This is a genomic window from Rothia sp. 18CD1-1, assembly GCF_055285355.1.
Map to the genome: position 1 here is coordinate 387,666 of NZ_JBUZLI010000003.1, position 23,481 is coordinate 411,146.

25 protein-coding genes and 4 tRNA genes are annotated in these 23,481 nt (G+C 51.6%); 4 read left to right on the top strand and 25 right to left on the bottom strand.

Annotated elements, in window-relative coordinates:
- Together asd and ACS1BR_RS03850 are read left to right on the top strand one after the other, a co-directional pair.
- A complete protein-coding gene (asd, locus tag ACS1BR_RS03845) occupies window positions 1-1,134 on the top strand; it encodes an aspartate-semialdehyde dehydrogenase (RefSeq protein WP_463560158.1) in 1,134 nt (377 codons plus the stop codon).
- A gap of 20 nt (window positions 1,135-1,154) precedes the next feature.
- Complete coding sequence (locus tag ACS1BR_RS03850; protein ID WP_463560159.1) at window positions 1,155-1,583, top strand: GntR family transcriptional regulator; 429 nt, start codon at window positions 1,155-1,157, stop codon at window positions 1,581-1,583.
- Here ACS1BR_RS03850 and ACS1BR_RS03855 read toward each other — a convergent pair.
- From ACS1BR_RS03855 to ACS1BR_RS03895, 9 genes are all read right to left on the bottom strand, one after another.
- Window positions 1,580-1,987, bottom strand: coding sequence for a TIGR02611 family protein (locus ACS1BR_RS03855; RefSeq protein WP_463560160.1), 408 nt, complete (start codon window positions 1,985-1,987; stop codon window positions 1,580-1,582). The genes ACS1BR_RS03850 and ACS1BR_RS03855 overlap by 4 nt on opposite strands.
- 8 nt (window positions 1,988-1,995) lie before the next feature.
- Entirely contained in the window at window positions 1,996-3,087 is a 1,092-nt protein-coding gene (locus ACS1BR_RS03860; RefSeq protein ID WP_463560161.1) for a UDP-N-acetylmuramate dehydrogenase, read from the bottom strand.
- Between the two features lie 19 nt (window positions 3,088-3,106).
- On the bottom strand, window positions 3,107-3,574 hold the full coding sequence (locus ACS1BR_RS03865; RefSeq protein ID WP_463560162.1) for a MaoC family dehydratase: 468 nt from the start codon (window positions 3,572-3,574) through the stop codon (window positions 3,107-3,109).
- A 4-nt stretch (window positions 3,575-3,578) separates the two neighbouring features.
- On the bottom strand, window positions 3,579-4,037 hold the full coding sequence (locus ACS1BR_RS03870) for an FAS1-like dehydratase domain-containing protein (protein ID WP_463560163.1): 459 nt from the start codon (window positions 4,035-4,037) through the stop codon (window positions 3,579-3,581).
- Between the two features lie 77 nt (window positions 4,038-4,114).
- Window positions 4,115-4,186, bottom strand: a tRNA-Thr gene (locus ACS1BR_RS03875).
- Window position 4,187: 1 nt separating this feature from the next.
- A tRNA-Met gene (locus tag ACS1BR_RS03880) sits at window positions 4,188-4,261 on the bottom strand.
- Between the two features lie 28 nt (window positions 4,262-4,289).
- Window positions 4,290-4,361: transfer RNA gene (locus tag ACS1BR_RS03885), tRNA-Thr, on the bottom strand.
- A 107-nt stretch (window positions 4,362-4,468) separates the two neighbouring features.
- Window positions 4,469-6,367: a DEAD/DEAH box helicase gene (locus tag ACS1BR_RS03890; RefSeq protein WP_463560164.1), complete on the bottom strand. Its 1,899-nt coding sequence runs from the start codon at window positions 6,365-6,367 to the stop codon at window positions 4,469-4,471.
- Between the two features lie 357 nt (window positions 6,368-6,724).
- Window positions 6,725-8,314 carry a DUF2079 domain-containing protein gene (locus tag ACS1BR_RS03895; protein ID WP_463560165.1) on the bottom strand — a complete coding sequence of 530 codons (1,590 nt, stop codon included), beginning with the start codon at window positions 8,312-8,314 and terminating at the stop codon, window positions 6,725-6,727.
- A 109-nt stretch (window positions 8,315-8,423) separates the two neighbouring features.
- On the opposite strand from ACS1BR_RS03895, the gene ACS1BR_RS03900 reads away from it, so the two are divergent.
- Window positions 8,424-9,416 carry a DNA-3-methyladenine glycosylase family protein gene (locus ACS1BR_RS03900; protein ID WP_463560166.1) on the top strand — a complete coding sequence of 331 codons (993 nt, stop codon included), beginning with the start codon at window positions 8,424-8,426 and terminating at the stop codon, window positions 9,414-9,416.
- Window positions 9,417-9,469: 53 nt separating this feature from the next.
- On the opposite strand, the gene trxA is transcribed toward ACS1BR_RS03900, so the two are convergent.
- The 3 genes from trxA to ACS1BR_RS03915 all read right to left on the bottom strand — a co-directional run bounded on the left by trxA (window position 9,470) and on the right by ACS1BR_RS03915 (window position 10,453).
- Window positions 9,470-9,853, bottom strand: coding sequence for a thioredoxin (gene trxA, locus ACS1BR_RS03905; protein WP_463560167.1), 384 nt, complete (start codon window positions 9,851-9,853; stop codon window positions 9,470-9,472).
- Window positions 9,854-9,994: 141 nt separating this feature from the next.
- A tRNA-Tyr gene (locus tag ACS1BR_RS03910) sits at window positions 9,995-10,076 on the bottom strand.
- A 131-nt stretch (window positions 10,077-10,207) separates the two neighbouring features.
- Window positions 10,208-10,453, bottom strand: a complete 246-nt coding sequence (locus ACS1BR_RS03915; protein WP_463560168.1) for a hypothetical protein — start codon at window positions 10,451-10,453, stop codon at window positions 10,208-10,210.
- Window positions 10,454-10,677: 224 nt separating this feature from the next.
- Between ACS1BR_RS03915 and ACS1BR_RS03920 the strand changes: the two genes are divergently transcribed.
- Window positions 10,678-11,169, top strand: a complete 492-nt coding sequence (locus tag ACS1BR_RS03920) for a YajQ family cyclic di-GMP-binding protein (protein ID WP_463560169.1) — start codon at window positions 10,678-10,680, stop codon at window positions 11,167-11,169.
- A gap of 51 nt (window positions 11,170-11,220) precedes the next feature.
- Here ACS1BR_RS03920 and htpX read toward each other — a convergent pair whose 3' ends face one another.
- The 13 genes from htpX to ACS1BR_RS03985 form a co-directional block, all read right to left on the bottom strand.
- Entirely contained in the window at window positions 11,221-12,108 is an 888-nt protein-coding gene (htpX, locus tag ACS1BR_RS03925) for a zinc metalloprotease HtpX (RefSeq protein ID WP_463560170.1), read from the bottom strand.
- Window positions 12,109-12,995: 887 nt separating this feature from the next.
- Entirely contained in the window at window positions 12,996-13,814 is an 819-nt protein-coding gene (locus ACS1BR_RS03930) for a 7-carboxy-7-deazaguanine synthase QueE (protein ID WP_463560171.1), read from the bottom strand.
- Window positions 13,760-14,167, bottom strand: a complete 408-nt coding sequence (locus ACS1BR_RS03935) for a 6-carboxytetrahydropterin synthase (protein ID WP_463560172.1) — start codon at window positions 14,165-14,167, stop codon at window positions 13,760-13,762. The genes ACS1BR_RS03930 and ACS1BR_RS03935 overlap by 55 nt, the downstream gene beginning before the upstream one ends.
- A gap of 2 nt (window positions 14,168-14,169) precedes the next feature.
- Window positions 14,170-14,847 (bottom strand): 7-cyano-7-deazaguanine synthase QueC, encoded by a 678-nt coding sequence (gene queC / locus ACS1BR_RS03940; protein WP_463560174.1) that lies wholly within the window; start codon window positions 14,845-14,847, stop codon window positions 14,170-14,172.
- 54 nt (window positions 14,848-14,901) lie between these two features.
- Window positions 14,902-16,116 carry an MFS transporter gene (locus ACS1BR_RS03945; protein ID WP_463560175.1) on the bottom strand — a complete coding sequence of 405 codons (1,215 nt, stop codon included), beginning with the start codon at window positions 16,114-16,116 and terminating at the stop codon, window positions 14,902-14,904.
- A complete protein-coding gene (locus ACS1BR_RS03950; protein ID WP_463560176.1) occupies window positions 16,113-16,994 on the bottom strand; it encodes a bis-aminopropyl spermidine synthase family protein in 882 nt (293 codons plus the stop codon). Before ACS1BR_RS03950 ends, ACS1BR_RS03945 begins: the two co-directional genes overlap by 4 nt.
- Window positions 16,991-18,175, bottom strand: a complete 1,185-nt coding sequence (locus ACS1BR_RS03955; RefSeq protein WP_463560178.1) for a M16 family metallopeptidase — start codon at window positions 18,173-18,175, stop codon at window positions 16,991-16,993. The genes ACS1BR_RS03950 and ACS1BR_RS03955 overlap by 4 nt, the downstream gene beginning before the upstream one ends.
- Before the next feature lie 26 nt (window positions 18,176-18,201).
- On the bottom strand, window positions 18,202-18,801 hold the full coding sequence (locus ACS1BR_RS03960; protein ID WP_463560179.1) for a PIG-L deacetylase family protein: 600 nt from the start codon (window positions 18,799-18,801) through the stop codon (window positions 18,202-18,204).
- On the bottom strand, window positions 18,798-19,589 hold the full coding sequence (locus tag ACS1BR_RS03965) for a class I SAM-dependent DNA methyltransferase (RefSeq protein ID WP_463560180.1): 792 nt from the start codon (window positions 19,587-19,589) through the stop codon (window positions 18,798-18,800). The genes ACS1BR_RS03960 and ACS1BR_RS03965 overlap by 4 nt, the downstream gene beginning before the upstream one ends.
- Window positions 19,589-20,383, bottom strand: coding sequence for a glycosyltransferase family 2 protein (locus ACS1BR_RS03970; protein ID WP_463560182.1), 795 nt, complete (start codon window positions 20,381-20,383; stop codon window positions 19,589-19,591). Before ACS1BR_RS03970 ends, ACS1BR_RS03965 begins: the two co-directional genes overlap by 1 nt.
- A 7-nt stretch (window positions 20,384-20,390) precedes the next feature.
- On the bottom strand, window positions 20,391-21,467 hold the full coding sequence (gene speD / locus ACS1BR_RS03975; protein ID WP_463560184.1) for an adenosylmethionine decarboxylase: 1,077 nt from the start codon (window positions 21,465-21,467) through the stop codon (window positions 20,391-20,393).
- The gene (locus ACS1BR_RS03980) at window positions 21,454-23,085 is read right to left on the bottom strand and encodes a carbamoyltransferase C-terminal domain-containing protein (RefSeq protein ID WP_463560186.1); all 1,632 of its coding nucleotides are present in this window, start codon (window positions 23,083-23,085) and stop codon (window positions 21,454-21,456) included. The genes speD and ACS1BR_RS03980 overlap by 14 nt, the downstream gene beginning before the upstream one ends.
- A 74-nt stretch (window positions 23,086-23,159) precedes the next feature.
- Window positions 23,160-23,285: a hypothetical protein gene (locus ACS1BR_RS03985; protein WP_463560189.1), complete on the bottom strand. Its 126-nt coding sequence runs from the start codon at window positions 23,283-23,285 to the stop codon at window positions 23,160-23,162.
- Window positions 23,286-23,481: the final 196 nt, after the last annotated feature.

Sequence of the window (23,481 nt, forward strand, 5' to 3'; positions counted from 1 at the left end):
ATGACTTTTACCAGCGGTGACTCAGTAGGTTTTGTGGGCTGGCGCGGCATGGTGGGCTCGGTGCTCATGCAGCGCATGGTAGAAGAAGGCGACTTTGCCGACATTAGTCCCGTTTTTTACTCGACCTCCAACGCCGGCGGTGCGGGCCCGGTTGTCAATGGGGAACAGGGCACCCTGCACGATGCCTACAGCATCGAGGACCTGGCCACAAACCCGGTCATCGTGTCAACCCAGGGGGGCAGCTACACGAGTGCGGTCCATTCTAGGCTTCGGCGCAGTGGCTGGACAGGCATCTGGATCGATGCCGCCTCAACACTGCGCATGAACGATGACGCGGTCATCGTTCTCGACCCCGTCAACCGTCAGGTAATCGATCGGGGACTACAGGGCGGTGCCAAAGATTTTGTCGGCGGCAACTGCACGGTCTCCTGCCTACTCATGGGCCTGGGCGGCCTGTGGAAGCGGGGACTGGTGGAATGGGCGACCTCGATGACCTACCAGGCCGCCTCCGGCGGGGGTGCCCGCCACATGCGCGAGGTGCTCAAGGGCTTCCGCGACATATCGGCGGCTGTTACCGACGAACTCGCCGACCCCGCGTCGGCGATCCTCGATATTGACCGCACGGTGCTGGAGCGGCAGCGTGGCGGTGAACTGGATACCGAGCAGTTCGGGGTACCGTTGGCGGGTTCACTCATACCCTGGATAGATACAGATTTGGGGAACGGCCAGTCCAGAGAGGAGTGGAAAGCGGAGGCAGAGTCAAACAAGATTCTGGGGCTCACCGGCGGCGACCGTGTGCCGCTTGACGGCCTCTGCGTGCGTATCGCCACCATGCGCTCGCATTCGCAGGCGCTCACCCTCAAACTGACCGAAGACCTCTCGGTCCAAGAGATTGAAGACATTATTGATAGCGACAACCCCTGGTCAACGGTGGTGCCCAACGAGCGCGAGGCCACAGTGGAGCAGCTTACCCCCGTGGCGGTGTCGGGCAGCCTACAGATCCCGGTGGGCCGTATCCGTAAACTGTCGATGGGGCCGCAGTATATCAGCGCCTTCACCGTGGGAGACCAGCTCCTGTGGGGTGCCGCTGAGCCTGTACGTCGGATGCTCAAAATAGCTACCGGCACCCTCTAGCACCATCGTTGGGAGTGACTATGCCTGAGCACACCACAAATTCATCTGAAGATAATCGCCGCGATAGCCCGGGGGCGGGGATGAGTGCGCTAAGTTTGAGCGTGGATAAAGATTCCGATGTCCCACCCTACTCGCAGCTCCGACGAGCGATCATCACCCTGCGGGCCGAGGGTAAGCTGGTGGCCGGTGACAGGCTTCCACCCATGCGCACCCTGGCACAGGAGCTGGGGCTTGCGGTGAACACCGTTGCTAAAGCCTATAAGGAACTGGAGGCAGCCGGGGCTATTGAAACCCACGGCCGCGCCGGCAGTTTTATCACCGCAATCGATACCACCGCACAGAAAAAGCACGAGCTCACCAGCCGCTACATCCTTTCCATGCGCAGGCTCGGGGTTGAAGATACCGAGATCCTGGCTATCTGCCGGCACGAGCTGGGGCTCGATCCCTAGTCTCCGGTGTCGGTGTGTGAGCCTGTTCCTGTACGGTGATAGTGCTCACCGCTGGGACAGTGGTGGGGTTTATTCTTTGTAGCCCGCGCCCGCCGTTTCTCCCGGCCCGCCTCGATAGACCGCCAGATGCCCAGCACCTTTGCTTTGGCCCAGACGTTAAGCCGGTGTGCCCAGTGAAATTCGGTGCCCCACAGGCCCATGCCGATAAAGATAAAAAGCCACCCGGGCCCCGGGGTCACCAGCATGATCATTCCGGCCACAATACAGATAAAACCCAGCACGGTGACCGTGAACCTGTAGAGCACAAGTAACAGCGTATGCCGGGACATCAACCGGCGAAACCGCTGCATTGCCCGGTGCAGACGGCTGCTCTCTGCATCGGCAATTTCTCGGTCAATCCTCACTGATTTTCCTAAAGTGACTCACCCACGATCACCGGTTCGGGAACCAGCTCTATGCCGAAAGCCTCCAATACCCCGCTACGCACGGTACGCGCTATGGCCAGCATGTCGAGGCAGCTTGCCCCTCCCCTATTGGTAACCGCCAGGGTGTGCTTGGTCGATAGCGAGGCGCGGCCGCCGGCAATGTGGCGGGAGTCTCCGGCGAGCCCGAATCCTTTATCAAAGCCCGCCTGCTGAATCAGCCATGCAGCGCTGAGCTTGGTTTTTCCCGCGATCGGTTCACCCGCTGAGTCCAGGGCGGGAAAATGCGGGGCGGTGGGGGGGAGGGCACGGGCACGCTCTGTATCGACGACCGGATTGGTGAAGAAGGAGCCGGTGGAGTAGGTATCGCGGTCCCGGGGGTCAAGCACCATACCTTTGGCGGCGCGCAGTCTCAGCACGGTCTCACGCAGCTGCTGCGAGTCTGCCCGCTGCCCCACCTCAAGGTTGAGCCGGTGCGCCAGTTCTGCGTAGCGAATGGGGGCTGAGAGGCTGCCGCGGGTGAACTGAAAGTCTACGGTCAGCACTACGTAGCGCGGGGAACCGTTCACCATCGATCTTTTGAGAACCGAATCGCGGTAGCCGAACGCTAGGTCTGCCAGCGCAAAGGTTTTAAGCTGCGCCGTGTGCCTATCCCAGGTGCGCACGCTGGCAATGGTTTGGGAGACCTCGGCCCCGTAAGCGCCCACATTTTGTACCGGGGTGGCCCCCACGACACCGGGGATGCCCGAAAGGGCCTCCAGGCCCTGCCACTGCCGGTCAACGGTGTGCTTGACAAAATCATCCCAGTTATGCCCGGCCTGCACCCGCACGTTGATGCCGCCGCACACGGGAATGTCCCGCCTCTCTATCCCCCGGCTGGCTATGTGCACCACCGTGCCGTCAAAGCCCCCATCGGAGACCAGGAGGTTGGATCCCCCGCCGACGATAAGCAGTTTCTCGCCTTTGCGGTCTGCGGCACAGACCGCCTCAATGATAGCGTCTTCGTCGCGAGCTTGTACATAGTGTCTGGCTGCCCCACCGACCGCGGCCGTGGTGAGTTCGCTCAAGAGTTGTTCAGTCACTGTATAAGTTTAGCTATCTTTAGTGGCGGAGTTTGACCAGTGCCTGCGCCTTAACCAGCACTTTTTGTTCTGCGCCCTCGGTATCCCGGGCGCTCACGGTGAGATCGATGCGTGCTGTGTGATTTTCGGTGTCAAGGGCCCCAATCTTGCCCACCACTTTCACCGTGTTTCCGCCGGTCGCCGGGTGAGAGTCCCCTTCGGCATCGGGGACAGGGACCGGTTTGGTGAAACGGGTCTGATAGTCGAGGATAGCGCCGGGGTCCCCTACCCAGTGAGTAACCAGCTGTACCGCCGCCCCCATGGTGAACATGCCGTGGGCGATCACCCCGGGTAGTCCAACTGCGGTGGCAAAACGCTGGTTCCAGTGAATGGGGTTGTAGTCGCCCGAGGCTGCGGCGTAGGCAATCAGGTCTGCTCGGCTGACCGGGACTTCCATCTCCCCTATCTGCTGCCCTTTTTCAAGGTTTTCATATATCGGCTGGGTCATGGTCCTAGTCCTCTCCCCGCACCAGCAGTGACGATAGGCAGGTTGTCACGGGTTCACCGTCAACGGTTGTAATTTCTTCGCGGGTGGTGATCATGGCCCCGCTGCCAACAGTGCGCAGGTGGTCGATGTGCACCTCGGTGACGAGCTCGTCGCCGGCCTGAATGGGCCGGTGGTGGGTAAAGCGCTGGTCGGCGTGCACCACTCGAGAAAAATCTATCCCCGACTCGGGATCTTCAATAAGCTTGGCGTCTGCCCGCTGGGCCAGAATAATGGCGAAAGTTGGTGGGGCCACGAGGTCGGTATAGCCGGCGGCACGGGCGGCCTCGGTATCGTGGTGCAGCGGGTGGTCCGCCTTAACAGCTCGGGCAAATTCACGAATCTTTTCGCGCCCCACCTGGTATGTTTCGCCGGTCCGGTAAACGCGGCCCACAATGGTGGGGTTAACGGTTTGTATTTCAGCCATAGAGAGAAGTCTATTATGATCTCACGGAACCGGTAAACTCGGCCCACCAGGGCAAGAATAAGAAGCCAATAAAAACGAGCCCCGACCGGGAATCGATCCCGGGACCTCCATCTTACCAAGATGGCGCTCTACCACTGAGCTATCGGGGCGTAGCGGTGGACGGGCTCGATCCGTCGACCTCACGATTATGAGTCGTGCGCTCTAACCAGCTGAGCTACACCGCCATGTATGAGACCTAAGGGCCCATACAAGAGCCCCGACCGGGAATCGATCCCGGGACCTCCATCTTACCAAGATGGCGCTCTACCACTGAGCTATCGGGGCAACAGAGAATACTCTACAGTAGCCTCTGCACGGGGCGCAAATCAAAAAGCGGGAGGTTTCCCATGGTCTGCACCACCCAAAAATGGGTTCACCGGGAGGGCAAAACCCTAGTATCGAGAACCCTCTCGACGGCCCTTTTTGAAGCCGTCATTCTTCCTGAAACCGCCCCGGCGGTCATCACGGTCAAAACGCCGGTGACCTCCGCGGCTACCACCAAACTGACGGCCGCTCTTCCTGGGCCCCCTATCGCGCGTAATATCGAGAAGCTGACCGTTGAGCTCGGTATCTTCAAGCCGGTCAAAGAAATCACGCGGTAGGTCTTCGGGCAAGCCCACAATAGTGAAATGTTTGCGAATATCAATTGACCCCACCTGGGACCCCTTAATGCCGCCCTCATTGCTGAGAGCGCCCACGATCATCCCGGGGGTTACACGGTTGACGTGGCCCACCTGCAGCTTGTAGTCCACCATGCCTTCTTCACGATGCCGTTTCTTATTGCCGCCGCGGTCGCCTCGGCCCCCGCGATCGTCGTCAAAACGGTCCCGCTTACCGCGCCTGTTCATCTCGGGGATCTCCTCGGCAAAGAAGGGGCGGCCCTCCTGAGCAATCACGGCAATAGCCGCCGCAATTTCCAGCGGGTCAACGTCGTGTTCGTTCTCGTAGGCGGTAATAATTTCGCGAAATACCGAGAGGTCTTCCGTTTCGATGGTGTCGGTAATCTGCTGGGCAAAACGCGACTTGCGGTTCTCGTTTACGTCGTCAACCGAGGGCATGTGCATAAGCTCCACCTTCTGGTGGGTTGCTTTCTCAATCTGCCGCAGCATGTATTTTTCACGGGGAGTCATAAACAGGATAGCCTCACCGGCGCGGCCGGCGCGGCCGGTACGGCCGATACGGTGCACATATGATTCGGTGTCGTGCGGAATATCAAAATTGACCACCAGCGAGATCCTCTCAACATCGAGGCCCCGGGCCGCAACGTCGGTGGCCACCAGAATATCGATCCGCCCCTCGCGCAGGGAATCCACGGTGCGTTCGCGCTGCTGCTGGGGAATATCGCCGTTGATGGCGGCCGCCTGATAGCCGCGCGCCTTGAGCTTGTCGGCAACCTCCTCCGTCTCTTTTTTGGTGCGCACAAAAACAATCACACCGTCGTAGTCGCCCACCTCCAGCACGCGGGTCATTGCCTCAAGCTTGTGCGCGTGCATTACCTGCATGTAGCGCTGGCGAATTTTTGCCGCGGTGGTGCTCTTAGCTTTGACCCGAATCTCGGCGGGGTCATTGAGGTACTGGTCTGCAATCTTGCGGATCGACGCGGGCATGGTCGCCGAAAACAGCGCCACCTGTTTGGCGTCGGGGGTCTGGGTAAAAATCTCCTCTACCGCTTCCTGAAAGCCCATGCGCAGCATCTCGTCGGCCTCATCAAGCACCAGGTATTGCAGGTGGGAGAGATCCAGCGAACCCTTGTTCAGGTGGTCGATCACGCGGCCGGGGGTGCCCACAACCACCTGGGCACCGCGGCGGAGCCCCTGGAGCTGGGGCCCATAGGGTGATCCGCCGTAGATCGGCAGCACGGTGAAATCTTCAAGGTGGGTTGCGTAGGAGCCAAAGGCTTCTGCCACCTGCAAGGCCAGCTCGCGGGTGGGGGCCAGAACCAATACCTGGGTTTGTCTGCTGGGCCCGTTAATGTCTGCAAGTTCTGCCATGCGGGACAGGGCGGGCAGGGCAAAGGCCGCTGTTTTTCCGGTACCGGTCTGCGCCAGACCCATCACGTCTTGGCCGTTGAGCAGAAGCGGTATGGTCTGCTCCTGGATGGGTGAAGGGGTCTCATAGCCGACCTCTTCAAGAGCGGCCAGCACCCGCGCGTCGAGGTTGAGATCGGTAAATCTAACGGTGTCTGCGTCTGCGGTCTGATTACTCTGTTGCTCGGTCGTCTCCTCGGCCTCCGGGTCGGCGGCTTGAACGAACTCGGGGTCTGCACTGGTGGCAGGGGTATTCTCAGTCAATATGTCCTCGTCATATGGGATCGGCAGCGTCGCTTATGTGTTGCGCCGCTGTACCGGTGCCCCCATCAATATGCTTGCCTATCGTGACACACGATGGTTTTTACCCGATCCACGGGGAGGCGGTCCTCTCCGGGGTACGGGTCCCCAGCCTGTGGCGGTGCCTTGTGCGGGTTGATAGCAAGCGGTCTCTCACAACCGTTTTTTCAGCGTGCATGTGAAGCAGGCTGATTGCGCTGTGTTTTCAGTCGGTTGGCGCATAGCTTCGGTATTCGGGGAATCCGGTGTTTACTCACTCCACCTTACAGTACCTTGGCGGTCAATGGCGCAGGCGGTGATAGAGGGTACAGCAGGATGCACCTACATGCGCCGCACCACGTATATTGTTCCGATGCGTTCCGCCAGGGTATAGCTGTACCCAAAGCGTTCTTCGGCATAGGCCACCGGGTCCCGCGGCGGGTTGCCGTTCCAGCTGCTTCCCGCCAGGTCTAGTACCAGGTAGTCGGGGGCCGGCTCCCCCTCGTGTCCTATCCAGTAGACGGTATGCTGGGGCACCAGGTAGGTCAGCACCGAAAGGTCGGCGGCAACCGTGCTTCCGGCAGGAATAGTTTCCACCACCCGCTGTTTACTCTGGTCTGCTGTCGACAGTGTACCGGTGGCAAATGTTTTCTGAGTGAGCGAGGCCAGTGGCTGGTTAGGTAGCATTCCCAGGGCAATAATGAGGCAGAGAACCGGCAGCAGGTAGCGGGCATTTTTGCGGTAGTCAGCCACAAGTCCGCGGGCCGTTACGGTGGTGGCAGCGTATCTGTTGCGGGCAAGGTAGTCCAGCAGACCCATAAAGACGACGGGCATGAGCACCAGCGAGTAGTGCCAGGTTGACTGCCAGTAGCCCTCGTTGCCCGAGAGAAATCGCCAGGCCAGGGTGGGCAGGGCTACCAGGGCGATAGGTGATGAGACCCAGATAAAAACTCCCGCCAGCAAGAGCAGCCAGATGCTGATGGATTTTTCCCAGGGGAAGAACATCTGGCCAAACGTTTGCAGGGGGTCCGCCAGCGCCCCCACCGGATCCACCCTATCTGCATAGTCGAAGACTCCCCGGGCGTTAAAGAGGGGGACGATCACCCGCATGGCCAGAGCAGACCACACGACGCCCCACACCATCAGCAGGGTACTCTCAGCCACCGCACCGGTACCCGCCCACGAGCGAATGAGTCTGCGCCAACGCTGCCCCCGGCGGACTTCCTGCCCCGGGTGAGGAAAGAGGATATCGGCGGCTGTCTTCAGCCAACCCGAACGGATCAGTGCCACCAGCCCAATCATGGCTGCTGTTACCCCTAGATCCTCTTTGACAAAGACCAGCGGTAGCGCCCACCAGCAGGCTCGTGCCAGCAGGGTGGGGCGGTTCTCGGGATCACGGGAAAGAACAATATAGCCCAGGGATATCACCAGAAAGGGTAGGGCAAAGGCAACCTCGTGGAACTGGGCCGCCACCGCGCTCTGAATCCCGTAGCTCAGCCCGTAGGCGGCGGCCAGAATAACACCCCAGAGCGCACCCACAATTTTTTGGGCGCACCGGCAGAGTATATAGACCGAGAGGGCCACCAGGCCGTTTTGCAGGTAGAGCAGGGTGTCGGGACTGGGAAAGAGCCGGTAGAGGGGGCCCAGCAGGATGAGAATGGGGTGAAAGTGGTCCCCCCACAGGTTGTAGCCGGCCCCCTTGATCTCAACAATCGGTGGAAAGTGAAGCTGTGAGTATTCCTGAGCCAGCTGGGCGAAGATGCCCAGATCCCAGGAAGGGGTAATGAAGTGCCTGTACTGAAAATAGGAGTAGGCGCTGTAGAGAGCAAAGATCAGGAGGGAAATCGCTGCTGCACCGGTACGGGCAGTCAAGAAGTACCCGGTTCTATAGCGTCCGTCTGCTGCCGTTTCTGTGGCTGCTCTTTCTGCCATACCTTGTTTCTGCCTCTGGTATTTTTTGGGGGATAATTCTCTAAACAGGCTACAAGTTTTGTGGCCCGCCCGAGAGCAGAACCCTGGGGTTAGGTGCGAAAATAGTGGGGTGTATTCAACCACAGTAACCATCACCCCGCCTTTCCCCATCAGCCTGGACAGCCTTGCCGCCTCATGGATGCGCGGGCATCAGGACCCTCTGGTCGCCCGGGGCCGGGGCAGTAGGTCACTGTGGACCAGTGCCCGCCTATCGGGGATACACCTGGCGATTCGGCTGGAGCAGGAGAACAGGTCCGCTCCCTCAGAGAGGCTGCTGGCTCCGATCCATGCCACCCTGTGGGTGCAGAAATCCTCCGGGGCCTCTGCCGCCCTGGAGCAGCTTGCCCACCAGATTCCCCTCTGGGTAGGTGTCGCCGACGACTGGTCAGACTTTATGGCCTCTCCCGCCTGGCACAAGCTGCCCACTCAGCTGCGTCGTATCCGACGAGAGCACCCGGGTCTGCGGCTGGGAGCCACCCATCAGCTGTTCTGGCACGGGGTGTCTTCTATCAGTGAGCAGAGGGTCACGGGGATTGAGGCTATGGGTGGGCTGCGGGCTCTTCTGCGAAAAACCGCCGACCCCCTACCTCACACCGGCGCCAGTGATCAGCCGGAAGGCATGGTCTTCTTTCCCGACCCAGAGCGGCTACTATCTCTGCCCTCCTGGTTCTGGCACCGGGCAGGCTACGATGCCGCTCGCGCGGGCACCGTGCTGGGGTTTGCGAGGAGGATCGGCAGTCTTGAGCGGCTTGAGAGAACAGCTACCGTCGCAGATTTAGCCGGGGCCCTGGCAACAATTCCCGGCGTGGGGCCCTGGACCGTTGCCGAGATTGTGCAACGGACCCACGGCCACCCCGATGCGGTGTCCGTGGGAGACTATCACCTGGCTCGTTGGGTAGGGTGGGCATTTGAGCGTGAACCCGCCGACGATGCCCGTATGCTGGAGCTGCTGGCTCCCTTTGCAGGCAACCGCAACCGGGTGGTTGCCCTTATTAAGGCGGGCAGGATACAGCCGCCCAGGAGGGGCGCCCGACTTGCACCGGAAGATTTTCGACACATGTGAAGGGGGCGGTTCGCCTCCGCGAATCGCCCCCTTCAGAATTGTTCACGATGCCCTTAGGCTTCTGCGGATTTTTCTTTGGCTTCGGCCTCGGCAACCTGCTGACGTACTTCGTCCATATCCAGGTCTCGAACAGCCTGAATCACCTGGTCAAACTGTTGGCTGTTGAGGGCGCCGGGCTGGGAGAATACCAAAATACCTTCGCGGAAGGCCATGAGGGTGGGAATGGAGGAGATGCCCGCCGCGGCAGCAAGCTGCTGCTGGTCTTCGGTATCCACCTTGCCAAAGGTGATATCGCTGTGGTTTTCTGAGGCGGCCTCGTATACCGGTGAGAATTGTTTGCAGGGCCCGCACCAGTCTGCCCAGAAGTCGAGAAAGAGCATCTCGCTGTTCTGCACGGTCTCTGTGAGGTTTTCCTGCGTAATTTCTACTGTAGCCATAGTGAACACACTACCTTTCTTCGGCATGACTGCCAACCTGGTTTCGCTCGTGGTATAGGCGCCTTCTGGGCGCGCTGCGAGTTTCGGAAGCCATAACAAAAGCCCCGGCCTGGTTTATTCCAGACCGGGGCTTGGGGTGAGTGGCAGATGAGGGATTCGAACCCCCGTAGGCAGTGCCAGCTGATTTACAGTCAGCCCCCTTTGGCCGCTCGGGTAATCTGCCGTAACCATGCTCGATGGTGTCAAGCTCGCAGATGCGAACGTGATAACACTACCGAAGTTTCACTCGAAATGAAAACCTGAACGGGCCTTTGTGATAAAAGGAACTTTTGTACTCCGCGGTCTCCGATGTTTCTAAGCCGCCTGCCTCTGCTGTGCACTCCACTGCTCGGTGAGCAGGTGCAGCTCAAAATTTTCCAGGTAGGCCACCCCCTGCTCGACGGTACACATGCCGCTGCTGATCTCCCGCATAATATTCTCGAGAACACCGGCAAATCTCTCGCGCAACTCCGGTGATTCGAGGTTCGCTCCCGGGAAGGTGAGGGAAGTCAGTTCTTCTTGCAGGTCGGCCTCGGTTTTTACCTGAGCTTTTTTGTTCATGCTTTTATTCTTTACCGCCAAGGTGAAGGGAGGCTGATGATTAGGTCACATATTCATAACGATTTTGGGGGAACTTGCCCAGAGCGAAACGGGGCGCAAAAACCCTGGAGCGGGTCCGCGATGGCTCTCCCACCCTGTACCGTTGGTAAAGCACACCGCGCCAGCCCGGTCTCTGGTTGGCGCCCAACAAACCGGCCCCTACCTTGAAATTTTTCGGAGGAAACATGGCAAGTGACTCATCATTCGATATCGTGTCAAAGGTCGATAAGCAGGAGGTCTCCAACGCCCTTAACCAGGCATCAAAAGAGGTTTCGCAGCGCTACGATTTTCGCGGGACTGGTGCAGATATTGACTTTTCGGCAGACAAGATCCTCATCAGAGCCAACTCCCAGGAGCGAGCCCTCGCCGTACTCGATGTTTTCCAGTCAAAGCTGGTCAAACGCGGTATCTCGCTGAAATCTCTCGACTCCGGCGAGCCCTACCCTTCGGGTAAGGAATACCGAATTGAGGCATCCATCAGGGAGGGAATTGCCCAGGATTCGGCCAAGAAAATTTCCAAGCTGATCCGCGATAACGGTCCTAAAGGGGTCCGGGCTACCATCCAGGGCGACGAGCTGCGGGTCTCCTCAAAGTCCCGTGACGACCTTCAAGAGGTCATCGCCCTGCTCAAAAACGCAGACCTTGAGGTTGACCTTCAATTCGTCAACTACCGCTAAAAAGTAAGGGGGGCGCGGGATCTAGATCCCGCGCCCCCTTCTCCTCCGCACCTACAGTTTCCCCATGTGCCGAGCCTGGTTTTCAAGGCGGGCAATGCGGTCCTCCATAGGAGGGTGGGTGGACATCAATTTTTTGAAGTCACGGCCGCGGAAAGGGTTGGCAATCATCATCGAGGCGGTCGACACCACCCGCTGATCATCTGCTGCTAGCGGTGCCGCGCTGATACCGTTGTGCAGCTTGTGCAGGGCTGATGCCAGAGCCAGCGGATCTTCGGTCAGTTTGGCCCCGTCTTCGTCGGCATCGTATTCGCGTGTTCGGCTAATAGCCATCTGAATGACGGACGAGGCCAGCGGTGCAAGCAAAGCCAAAAGCAGGGTGCCGAGGACATTACCGCCGTTGTTCTCGCGGTTGCCCCCCAAGAGGCCGGCAAAGGTAAGGTACTGGGCCACCGAGGTAATCACCGCCGCTATCGCGGAGGCGATAGACCCGGTCAGGATGTCGCGGTTGTACACGTGCATGAGCTCGTGGCCCAGCACCCCGCGCATTTCACGCTCGTTGAGCAGTTGCAGGATTCCCTCGGTGCAGCAGACCGCGGCGTTATCGGGGTTGCGCCCGGTGGCGAAGGCGTTGGGGGTCATGGTGGGTGCCACATAGAGTTTTGGCATGGGCTGGCCGGCCTTTTGCGAGAGTTCTTCAACGATGGCGTAGAGGCCGGGAACCTGTTCCCTGGTCACCGGGTAGGCGTTCATGGAGCGAATAGCCAGTTTGTCCGAGTTCCAGTAGGTGTACGCCACCGTTGCCACGCTTATCAGGGCAAAGATCCAGATAAAGACGCTGCTGCGGGTCATGGCGGAGACCGCCGCACCGATGAGCAGCAGAAAACCAACCATGCTGCCCATGAGCAGGGCTGTTTTGAGTCCGTTGTTGTGTCCGTGCATGTATCACTACCTCGTCGGCTAGGGATTTTCGTATCAGTATGCAGGATAGCCGGGTTTTCTGGGTGTAGACCAGAAGTTTTGCTGATAACGCAAATCTAAATTGGCCACCATACGACTCATCTTCATATCACTCCAAGGAGTACCCATACCCACCAAAAATGATTAGAATCACCACAACATCCGGGAATAACACCGCTACTGTCCACCAGTCTAATAGGAATAGACACCACTGTGTTAGTAACACGTTTAGGCATAATTTGTAGGAGTTTTGCAGGTTTATGCTCGCTACTGGCCTCTCACCCTAAACGTCCACAGGATAAAAAAGAATTTGAGACACCTTTGCCCTCAATAATATTTTATTTGAATTGAAATCCAAATAAAATTGTGGAATTGCCAAACCTCAACAAAGCCAATTAAATCATCCCCGTAAGAATTTTGAAAGGAATTCGATAGATTTATTAGTATCAATCTCCAAATCCTCGGCAGTATGGGAAGATAATTTTTAGAAAATCAAATTTTTTAGTAAGTATTCATCATGAACTACACCGGGAATTAGCTCTGAGCATAGTCACCTCTGTTAATGTTAATAAATAAAATTCAACATACTTCATAGTTTGCATTTATATCAACTTTAGTCCTGGGGTACTCACTGTGTAGATTTTTAAAATTTAATAATCTAATTAAACGATTATATAATTAAAAGAAAATAGCTTTGTATAACCATGGGATATCATTCAAATATCATATTTGATCACAAGATCCGCTACTTATGGATAATTCTGCAATCCAGCAGATCAGACAGACTACTGATCTTATATTTGAGCTATCTGATTCATGTATTCATATCTACTGGAAATTTTACGAAAGATTTAGTCTAGCCGTAGAGATCAGTGCCCGCGTTCTTCGCCCCATGCGAGTACATGAAGCCTATGTGAGACATTGACACCATGATTAATTGCCCATTCGCACACCGAACACCATTTCTTTTCGAGGGTATCCTTATCTGCACCCTCCGGCATCACCCACACAAAATCTCGGTTCCAACAGTGTTCATTAGCTATCTGAACTGCAGCAACGACATCTGACTCTGATTCGACTACTACTTTGAGATATGACGGTCTTCGCTCATTAACTGTTCGCCATCCCGGGTCTAGCTCCGGGGAGACACGTCCCCGCTGAGCCTTCGCATGAGGAAGCTTTGGGGAGACGACAAAGGCATCGGCTAAATCCACAAGTTCCGCAACAGGCATAATGGTTCCGTTAGTTTCGAAGTGGACAGATTGTCCCTTCTTTACCAGTCCCTTAACGACTTCAAGAAAAGGACGACGTCGCTGATGCAACAGAGGCTCGCCCCCTGTAATCACACAGATAGGGCTTTTAGGAATGAGCTCCAATATTTCATGGGCAGACCGCATAGTGATCTCCTCTCGTAGATTGTGACGATCCCCATCCCATGTATAGGATGAATCACACCACCAGCATCCGAGGTTACATCCACCTAACCGTAAGAAAGAGCATATCCGCCCTGCAAATGGTCCTTCTCCCTGAATCGTGGGGCCGAATATCTCACTGATTGGTAGCATCTCCTCCCTCGCTGAAGGGAGAGGCTTCAGTCTTTGTTTCGATGAAGTTTGATTTATAGGCATATTTGTTACCCTAATCTCTCCATAATAGGGTGATCCAAAACTTGTGAAGCTGTAGCCCATGTTTTAGGCGTCTCAGATACAGAAACTTTAATTTCATGAATATTACTATATCCTTTTTCATAAATATTTTCGGCTACAATTGAGACCATCCAGATTGCCAAATTTTCAGCTGTAGGGTTATTTTTCATAATTTCATTGAGATGACGATGGTCTAAATTTTGATCAAGCCAATTCTTAAAAAAATTTAGTTCCCCATAGTCAATAATAAAACCTGGAACAACCACCGAACCCACAATGCTAAGACGTACCCGGTAATTGTGTCCATGAAGTCGTGAACATTGGTGGTTCTCCGAGAGACCTTCTAACTGATGTGAGGCAGAAAAATCGAAATCCTTACTAATTTCTGTGAACATAATCATTTCTTTCCGTAAATAGTGGGATCGACAACACCAGCTTGGCAGAAAGCATTCATCCTTTCACGACATGTACCACAGATGCCGCAATGTGCCTCGCCTCCTTCATAACATGACCAAGTAAGTTCAAAGGGTGCTCCATGATATATACCTTTAGCAACAATCTCAGATTTATCCATATGAACAAAAGGAGCTCGAATCGTGATATTTCCTCCCGTGCCTAGTTCTGCAGTTTTTGCTGCGGATGCTATGAAATCTGGACGACAGTCCGGATATATTTCATGATCTCCTGAATGGACAGCAGTCCACACCTCATTAATTTTCCATCTGTCTGCCACTCCGACTGCCGCCATTAACATGGTTGCGTTCCGATTAGGAACCACAGTAATTGCCATAGAATCAATATTGTATGATTCATGAGGTACCGCTATAGAAGTATTAGTCAAGGCTGATCCTATCAGTAAATTACCCCAGCTTCGAAGATCTAATACTGTGAGCGGTATATTGTAAAATTCTGCTACTTGACGAGCCGAATCGATCTCCCGATTATGCCGTTGCCCGTAGTCTACTGAAATAGCTAACCTAAGATCAGCTTCTTCGTTCGCAATTGCCATCGCAACTGTTGAATCTAAACCACCACTTAGAAGAACTGCCACTTTCTTTATTTTATTCTCGATCATTAAATACAATCTTTCTTTTTATGAAACTTTTGATCACCAAATGTTTTGAGGGAATTATTCACCACTTTCACCGATTTCGAGATACCGATTAGAAATTGGAATCCATATAATTGTTATAAGAGTCAGAATGATTGTAATCACCCCAACGGTAATGCTCGGGCTGATCTGGGCTCCTCGACCAATGAGAGGATTTAGAGCTATACCCACTATACTACCAACCGTATTGGCAACGTTAAGTACAGTGGCACGACGATGCATAGGGATAATTTTATTCGCCATAGCTCTTGTTATGGGACCACGAGCGTACATCCCGAGAACGACAAGGATAAATCCAGTAACAACAGCTATAGGGTGTGGAATGACCATCAAAGCGAAACCACCAACCCCGTATCCCATGGCAAAGAATAAGCTATTTCTCCGGCCGAAACGCTTAACCACTGAATCAGAAAAATGGTTATAGAGGGCCGCTATTAGTTGTGCTCCACCACCGATAAATCCCCATAAAGCCACCGGCACTTCTGCAGACTGAAATAACGGCTGGTTAAGAGTGAAAACAGCATTAAAAATAACGAAAACTGTACTGGAGGCAACTGCTGTGTACAACAAAATTGGATTTGTAAAGAGTAATCCTGCTCCATGTTTCAAGCTGGACCAATTAGTCTCCGTTTTCTCCTCACCTGAGTTCATTGGAATCTTTTGACTAGGAAGAAAAATGGTCACGATGGCGGCTATCAATGCACAGCTAGCACTAGTAGTCGCTGGCAATGAAATATTATAAGTTGCCATAATACCGCCCGCAACAGAACCAAGAACACCTGCACCTAACTCCAGCGAACTTAAATGACCCCATACACCAACTGAGATTTTATCTGCGGACTCACCAAGGGAGTCATAAATGTATGCATCCTGCACACCAGTCAGCATGGCAATTCCGAATCCATTGAGCGAAAATGATACAGCGAATATACTAAAAGAATTACCTATAGCGAATAACGATTCTGCAACTGCGTTAAGAACAAATCCAGCAAAGATGACCCAGCGACGATCCATTTTATCCGCTATAAGACCAGAGGGGATCTCTGATATAAGGATGCTAACTAACAGAATACTTTCGAGAAAGAAAATATCTTCCAAAGACAGTCCGCGAGATGTAAGGAATAAGGCGCTAACGGGAATATAGAAGGAAAGACCAGTAGCGATAGTAGCGATAGCAAGGAGTAGGAGAGATTGCTTTTTCCATACATAGGATGCAGCGGAATGACTATTCAACGGAAAACCTCAATATCCATATAGGGAAGAGGTAGATCAGAAGGAATAGAATTCCTTTCAAATACCCAAAGGTCTGTCTCAACGAGTCCTCCACTAATATGAGGATAAGTTTTCAATCGTGGGTAGTGATTACATGGTACTAGGCCATGTCGAAGGCACTCAGTAATGATTTGACTCCAGCGACGTCCAATTCGCCAAGGATTAATCGATAAATACATACGAGCACCATCCTCCTTAGAGAGGCATTCATCCGCCCTTTCTAACCATTTACTAAGAGCAACAGAACCATCTGCCGGATCAAGGTATACAGCATCATATTGCTCAGAATTATTAATAGGATTGCGAATATCATGAAATCGAAATTCTAAATCAGATTGTTTACTAATAATTTCATCTATTCGATTATCAATATCATACACCACAGTCGGATAAAATTCACTGGCCACAGAACAACTAATTAAATCGTCATCACCCAGCAAAGCCAAATCAGCACCATATGGGAAATCTTGACGTAAAATGTGAGCGACTCGGGCACGGCTTGGAATATCACAAACAATTTGTCCTAAGCTTAAATCTGCTTCGATAGGGCTGGGAGTAACCCTGGGTGGCTCAATTGAACATGGCAGAGGCATAGGGAGTTCCTCAACAGACTCCAACACTAATCGTACCTTATGATGCAGAAGTGGCAAACCGCCTGAATACATACGTTCTCTCAATAGGAAATCCGCCACCAAACGGGTGAACTGAATAAAAGATGGTTTGTACCAGACAGACCATGTATAACAGCGAATTGCTGCGTGTTCTCCCTCGCCCCATTCCCCATGTTCAAGTTCTAAAAATTGTTGGTATGCATGATCAAGTGCTTCCCAGTGTCTCATTTTCCACACACCCCTTCCAGTATAGTCACTTGAGGTCCTTGAATTCGCGTGTAGAGTTTTTTAATACTTTCCAGATTTACGTGAGTAATCATTGGGGTACCAATCATAGACACAGAAGTTAAAGGTTTAGTTCTATCTAACATTGTCCGGCCAAGCCAGTTAACTCGCATACGTGTTGATTCCATTCCAATAGCCAGCGACCCTTTAAGAGCCTGGCAAGTGCGTCGGAGCAATAGAGGATTACGGAGAGCTCCAAACCAAGCAGATTCTACGGTTTTGATGATTCTTTGGACGGTCTCATCAATCGCACTAGACCCGCAAGAAACATATGCAGAAAGTACCGCACAATCTGAGAATACGGAGCGGTACGTATAGCATGAATACTCCCCCTCTTTACCCGCAAACGCTGCTTGGAGTACTCCAGTTGCGGTACCACCCAGAATCCGACTAACTACTGACAAAATGAAATCATCCTCTGGGCGACGATTGAGAAGAACCCATGAAACAAGTACATGACTACGAGTAGAAAATATTTTCTCGTAGATATCTCCTAACATAAGGTTACGGACGGGGCCTCCGTTATGGTCCCTCACATATCTTTCTGGTTGAGTTAGAGTAATAAACTCCTCAAAAACTTTCTGAGCCACAGCGGGATCAACCCCGCCGGACACAATCGGAACAATTGGTGACTCGAGCTGTCGACCATGTTCCATTGCGATATCTGAAGCGGTTAGATCCGTAATATCCTGCGATTTGCCCATCGGCGGATAACCAAGCGGATGCATATCTAGGATCCCAGAGAGAGCCACCTCATGGATATAGCGACTATGGTCGGCTTGGGCGTCCGCAATCTCATCCAGGACAACTGAGCGTTCAGCTTCTAGATGTGTCAACCCCAGATCTGGATTCAAGTATTGGTCTCTAAGAAGGAACCATCCATCTACAAAATTATTCCGAGGAAGTGTGGCTGCGTACACCGTGAACTCAGGAGTTGTAAGCGCCTCAGCACGTCCCCCAAGAGAATCACATAATTCCGCTAAATTACCTTCAGCCATATAGGTGGTTGTAATTAAGTGCTCTAAAAGATGTGATGCACCTCGAGCAGTTCCACTTTCATCTCTGCTGCCTGATACAATCCATATTGCAACTGTGACAGAATCTAAGCCCTCCACTGAATCCACTATCCCTCTGTTCTTGAAAAATTCATTCATATATTTACCAAGGAAAAAGCTTCAACGAAATATCCACGGCCAGTCATTACACCGCGGAATCGATTCAACGCCTCCGAGCTGGCAATATAGTTACGTTCCCGTACTTGCGTGACAAAATAACCAACCGCCTTGCTTTTTTTCGGCATCACGTCCGTAATGTCTTCGAATAGGGACGGACGTAGAATCGGAGTCCACACTTCGTAACCAAGAATTTGACAAAAATAGCCTGACCGGAGCATGGCACTTATAACGATATGTGCGACTACCGCGTGATCTGGATCCTGCTCACCAGGGTCCGGTATAAAAATCATATCCGGATGAAACTGGTCAAGCCATTGGACTACGGCATCAACAGATGTACCACTCACCGTGAGCGGGTGCGAACGAACCATAGCCCAGTCACTGTCCGACACTCCAAGTGTAGACCATGCTAATTCAGCCTCCTTGCGACGCACGCGATGCATATCATCAGTTGCATCTCGTGTAAGAACTCCTATAAATATTTCCGCACCTAATTCTGCGTATTTCGAGATCATACCTCCGCAACCAATTGTTTCATCATCAGCATGAGCGGCAACAACAAGTCTACGTTTCATCCATCATTCCTTTCGGCAACAATAATTAAATTACTTGATTGACGAGTCACTGGTCCCCATTGAAAATCACCGAAAAAAACTCCTTGTAAACCTGAAATCTCTAGAAGAAATTGCCACTCAGACCGATTTGTATATCGAGTTATATACTCAACGGTAACAGGGGAACGAGATTTCTTAAAATAAAAATTACAAGTACTACGAAGCAACTGGCGGAAATGGTCATAGCCGAATCGAATTTCTGATGATTGAATGCCTAATTCGCAAAAAAGTTTTTCATCGATTTTTCCCTGATAGTTACCATGCACATTCTCTGTGGCAAAAGGTGGAAGAGAAATATCCATAATCAAACGTCCCGTTGAAGCGAGGAGACTCCTCACGCGTTTCATGGCTATTATCTGATCCCGCGTAGTAAGGAGATACTCGAACGCTCCACCGGCGATTACAATCACCTCAAATTGTCCCCTGACATCAGACAGCTCCGGCAATCGATCTACGTGTATTTTTCCCGCTAGTCCTGCTTGTTCTAACCGACGATGTGCGATATCTACGCTTTTTGCCGAGGGATCCACTCCCTCACATCTGTGTCCGTCTGACACAAGAAACTGCAGGAGGCGTCCTGTCCCACAACCAACGTAAAGTAATTTCCGTGGTACAGTACCGCATGCTTCTCGATAAAAATCTACAAACCCTACAGGGTCAGGAATAAGAGCATCATAAATTTCTGCTAATTGATCATATGCATTAACTGAATCAACATTGTTCAGATCAAACGGCTGACTTGTATGCATTATAAATCACTTTCCAAGGCGACTGAAAATTGGTAACCTATAATAAAAATTAAATTGAAAATATAATCATATATAATTAGAAGAAGGGTATCACGTCGTATATCTCTCCATGGGAAGGAGAGTACCGATTTCCAGGATATATCCTTATAGCCATCAAGACCCAAGCGGTATCCTTCTCTGTGTCCTTGTCCGTAACGATAAGCGGATATAAAATCTCTAAGCGGCGACATAGCATCATGAACCACGACACCATCTCGAATTATACGAACAGTAGAATCCGAAGATTTAACTCGCATAGTCAAATCAAAATCTTCAGTCCAGGTTAGTCTTGAGTCGAATAAATAACCTCCAATCTTAGGCAAAACCCTTTTATCCACCAGAAGAGGTACTTTGAATAGCATTTCGGGATTATTAGTATGACGAACTCGAGAACGGGAGACAATTCGCTGAAGTCGAGTATGATAACGAAATATTGTAATACCACGAACGAAATCTGCGGTACCGACAGCATCTGCAAAGGCAGAAAGCGTACCGGGATAGAAGACGCAATCACTATCCACAAATAACACAGCGTCTGTCGTTGCCTCTTGCAGTCCGGCTTCACAAGCAGCAGGACCACTAGGAAAAGGAAGAGTCAAGCTAACACAATCAGCAGACTTGACGATTTCACGTACTTCATTCGTAGGGTCATTCATGATCACGAAAGGATGTGCACGAATATCATCAAATGATTTTAAACACCGACCTATCCTCACATCATCCTTCACAGGGATAACAACCGTAATTTCTCCCATAATTTACCTACTCCTTCCTATCGACGATCCTCTCAAGGGCGATAAGTCTTCTCGAGAGCTCTCTTAATGACCGCATAGTGAACAGAGGTGCATCGATGTCCTTCTCATCCTTGCTCTCTTTTAACGCAATTCTATATGTATCCGCTCGAGGTACCTGAAATCCCGGGATACCATACTCTTTTGCTGTACTAGAGACGGCCTCATGGTATCCATGAGCGACAGGATGCCCCAACAATACGACAGCTTTATAATGATCCTTATGCGCAGTTAAATATTCATGTATTCGTTCCGCAGTTAGATCATGAAATAGTACACGGGGGTCTTCCCCTACCGATGATTTCCCTCCGGAAACATCCATATAATCGTAGCTACAGAAAAATTCATTCATCTGATATTCATACGGAACAAGTCCAACATTCGAAATGATAACGCGATGGACCCTTTTATGCTGATCAATAATACTTCTTAAACGCGCAATATACTCAGAAAAATCATAAGGTTTTGCCCAAGAGCATGGATGTAGTAAAAGAATATCCTTACCCGTGGGAGGTTTATATTCATCAGATGAAAAGAATCGTGCCCAACTGAGTCCTTCAGGCTCTAACATATATTCACGACCAATACCACGTCTGAAAGTAGGACAGGCAAAATGCCCATAAGGGGGCGCCATGAGAACATACTCTGGGAAACCCGGATAGGTAGAGACCGCCGGGGTATTAGTGACAGAACGCTCCGTTACAGTGAAGCTAGACGATACCGCACCCAAAGCTCTTGTTATTTGAGGTACAATGCTCACTGGGTCTGCTCTCCCACATGTAAAGATATCTACCGTGGCTATGCGGAGTTCTGCTTCTGGCCAAGTGTGAAGCGCACAGTGAGATTCAGCCAAGATAGCTACTACAGATACTCCATGCGGTTCAAATACATGACACGTCTCCGAACGAATTTCTACACCGAGAGCTGAACAAGCATCCCGAACAATTTTTGATAGAGCGTAAGGTGAATTTAATATATTTTGGTTGCAACCTTCCAGAATGATTCGAGCTTCTCTACCCAGAACATTGATTTTATTATCTGTATCCATCAGTTTTTTCTCCTCGCAATTCAATCAGCCACCCATCACCAGCTAGCGCATGCAACCCCATACTTCGAGCACTTTGTATTCCATCGACCATAGAGTAGACCATAGGCTCACCAGCTGAGTTAAATGAAGTACATACAACAGCGTGAGGTCCACTTTTCAACTCACCTAGCGTCGTAATAACTTTCAGATATGAATCCTGTTTTTGTTTTACGACTTGGGGCCTAGCAGTACCATCCACATGAGTAACTCCCTCAAGTCCAGTAACATTTTCTTTCACTACAGCTGCTTGCAACATGAAATCATTAGGTACCCCTGCAAAAGAACGACTAAACTCAGGAAAGCTTACTGACGGAGCTAAGGGACGCCAAGTCTCTCGCCTCTTCATAATATTTACGATATCGCGAATACGCGTGGATGACGGATCTGCTATAATAGATCTTGCTCCAAGAGCCCTAGGACCAATCTCCGCCCGGCCATCAATCCAACCAATTACATATCCTTCAGCAAGCCTCTCTGCTACATCAGCAGGACTGACCTCGGATATATTAATTCCATCGTTATACCCAATCTGTATGGCTTCAGCATGACCGACAAAACGTCCCATAAATGCAGAATCAACATACTGGATTACCTCCGTCCTCGCAGAAAGGGCTATAGCTGCACCAAGAGCAACTCCAGAATCATTAGCACAAGGTGGAATGACAAGCTCCTGCCCCTTTTTTTGGAGGGTTAATGCGAGTTTCCCATTACTGGCGCAATTTAAAGCAGTGCCACCAGCTAAAACAATAATCTGCGAATGCAGCATATTTACTAATTCTGAAATCCGTTCTTCTAAAGCTGTCTGAACTACAGAGGCCATATACGCACGACGGATAAACGTACTACTAGCAGAATCTCTAATATTCGCTAGTTTCTGTTTCCATTTATACAACGTTGCCGTATACACATCAGTTGTTACTGGCTTCCTGAGTACAGTCGTCTCTTGAGCGATACATTGTTTTATTTGAGTCACGCATGAACGAGAAAGCATTTCTTGATCCACATATGAGGAAATTCCCATTAGTTTTCCTTCCTCACCCCAACGAAATCCCGCAAGCCCAGTAGCGGCTTCATACATAACACCCGCTGAAGACTCGATGGAGAAAACTGTTTCTTGTATAAGGTCTTTTCCATCGTAGCGAAATATAGCTCCTGAAGAGTCCTCGCCTGATCCATCAAGGATAAGAAGTTGGCAATTAGCCCTCCGATCTGGATCGATAAAAATAAGTCCTGACCACGCATGCGCTTCATGGTGCTGAATAAACTCAACAGCAACATTAGATCTAACTGATATACCGTTAGATCTAAGATTCTCAACAATACACTCCCGTTCTTTATGAACAGATCTCTTAAGTAGATCCGGACGCCAAGGGTAAGCAATTGCATCTACTTCTTCAGCTTGGATACCTCCCAAGGAAAGCACTTCTTTGGTAGCGTTTATTGGAGTGAATCCTGGCGCTCTTTTACAGCGCGTTAATCGTTCCTCCTCCACGGCTGAAATTACAGATCCGTCGATTACGAGAGCGGCAGATGCATCATGATCTGCGTTTAAATACCCATTGAGTCCTAGAACGATCATACTTCCCCTTTACTTGAGGTGGTATAGGTGGGTTACTCAAAGAGTAACCCACCTATCTGATCTAGTAATTCATACTACATTTTAGCGTTCATTGCTCCGCCGAAGAAGAGTGACTCCGTGTCGTCCACAATCTTGACATCAGACCATGTAAAATCCGACTCGAAGTTACCCATATCCTGAGTCTTGTCATCAGCTGCCATAATGTATCCCTTCTGGACCTATGCTATCGACCTCAAATAGAAGCCGGGTAGGGATTCCACCTCTCCCTACCGATACCAATGTAACATGCAACACGTCAGATTCCAAGGATATGAGATAATTTTCATGATATAAGCCATCAAAGGCGTTGCCACCAAACTAGGTATCTCTGCTACTACTCTCATGCCGCGGAGCGGT

What these genes read in the sequence shown, in the direction of transcription:
- speD (WP_463560184.1), bottom strand. Translation starts at nt 21,467, where the DNA reads ATGGATACAGATAATAAAATCAATGTTCTGGGTAGAGAAGCTCGAATC.
- ACS1BR_RS03935 (WP_463560172.1), bottom strand. Translation starts at nt 14,167, where the DNA reads ATGTTCACAGAAATTAGTAAGGATTTCGATTTTTCTGCCTCACATCAG.
- ACS1BR_RS03965 (WP_463560180.1), bottom strand. Translation starts at nt 19,589, where the DNA reads ATGCATACAAGTCAGCCGTTTGATCTGAACAATGTTGATTCAGTTAAT.
- ACS1BR_RS03980 (WP_463560186.1), bottom strand. Translation starts at nt 23,085, where the DNA reads ATGATCGTTCTAGGACTCAATGGGTATTTAAACGCAGATCATGATGCA.
- ACS1BR_RS03850 (WP_463560159.1), top strand. Translation starts at nt 1,155, where the DNA reads ATGCCTGAGCACACCACAAATTCATCTGAAGATAATCGCCGCGATAGC.
- queC (WP_463560174.1), bottom strand. Translation starts at nt 14,847, where the DNA reads ATGATCGAGAATAAAATAAAGAAAGTGGCAGTTCTTCTAAGTGGTGGT.
- asd (WP_463560158.1), top strand. Translation starts at nt 1, where the DNA reads ATGACTTTTACCAGCGGTGACTCAGTAGGTTTTGTGGGCTGGCGCGGC.
- trxA (WP_463560167.1), bottom strand. Translation starts at nt 9,853, where the DNA reads ATGGCTACAGTAGAAATTACGCAGGAAAACCTCACAGAGACCGTGCAG.
- ACS1BR_RS03895 (WP_463560165.1), bottom strand. Translation starts at nt 8,314, where the DNA reads ATGGCAGAAAGAGCAGCCACAGAAACGGCAGCAGACGGACGCTATAGA.
- ACS1BR_RS03950 (WP_463560176.1), bottom strand. Translation starts at nt 16,994, where the DNA reads ATGAGACACTGGGAAGCACTTGATCATGCATACCAACAATTTTTAGAA.
- ACS1BR_RS03920 (WP_463560169.1), top strand. Translation starts at nt 10,678, where the DNA reads ATGGCAAGTGACTCATCATTCGATATCGTGTCAAAGGTCGATAAGCAG.
- ACS1BR_RS03970 (WP_463560182.1), bottom strand. Translation starts at nt 20,383, where the DNA reads ATGGGAGAAATTACGGTTGTTATCCCTGTGAAGGATGATGTGAGGATA.
- ACS1BR_RS03930 (WP_463560171.1), bottom strand. Translation starts at nt 13,814, where the DNA reads ATGGGCTACAGCTTCACAAGTTTTGGATCACCCTATTATGGAGAGATT.
- ACS1BR_RS03985 (WP_463560189.1), bottom strand. Translation starts at nt 23,285, where the DNA reads ATGGCAGCTGATGACAAGACTCAGGATATGGGTAACTTCGAGTCGGAT.
- ACS1BR_RS03915 (WP_463560168.1), bottom strand. Translation starts at nt 10,453, where the DNA reads ATGAACAAAAAAGCTCAGGTAAAAACCGAGGCCGACCTGCAAGAAGAA.
- ACS1BR_RS03865 (WP_463560162.1), bottom strand. Translation starts at nt 3,574, where the DNA reads ATGACCCAGCCGATATATGAAAACCTTGAAAAAGGGCAGCAGATAGGG.
- ACS1BR_RS03960 (WP_463560179.1), bottom strand. Translation starts at nt 18,801, where the DNA reads ATGAAACGTAGACTTGTTGTTGCCGCTCATGCTGATGATGAAACAATT.
- htpX (WP_463560170.1), bottom strand. Translation starts at nt 12,108, where the DNA reads ATGCACGGACACAACAACGGACTCAAAACAGCCCTGCTCATGGGCAGC.
- ACS1BR_RS03870 (WP_463560163.1), bottom strand. Translation starts at nt 4,037, where the DNA reads ATGGCTGAAATACAAACCGTTAACCCCACCATTGTGGGCCGCGTTTAC.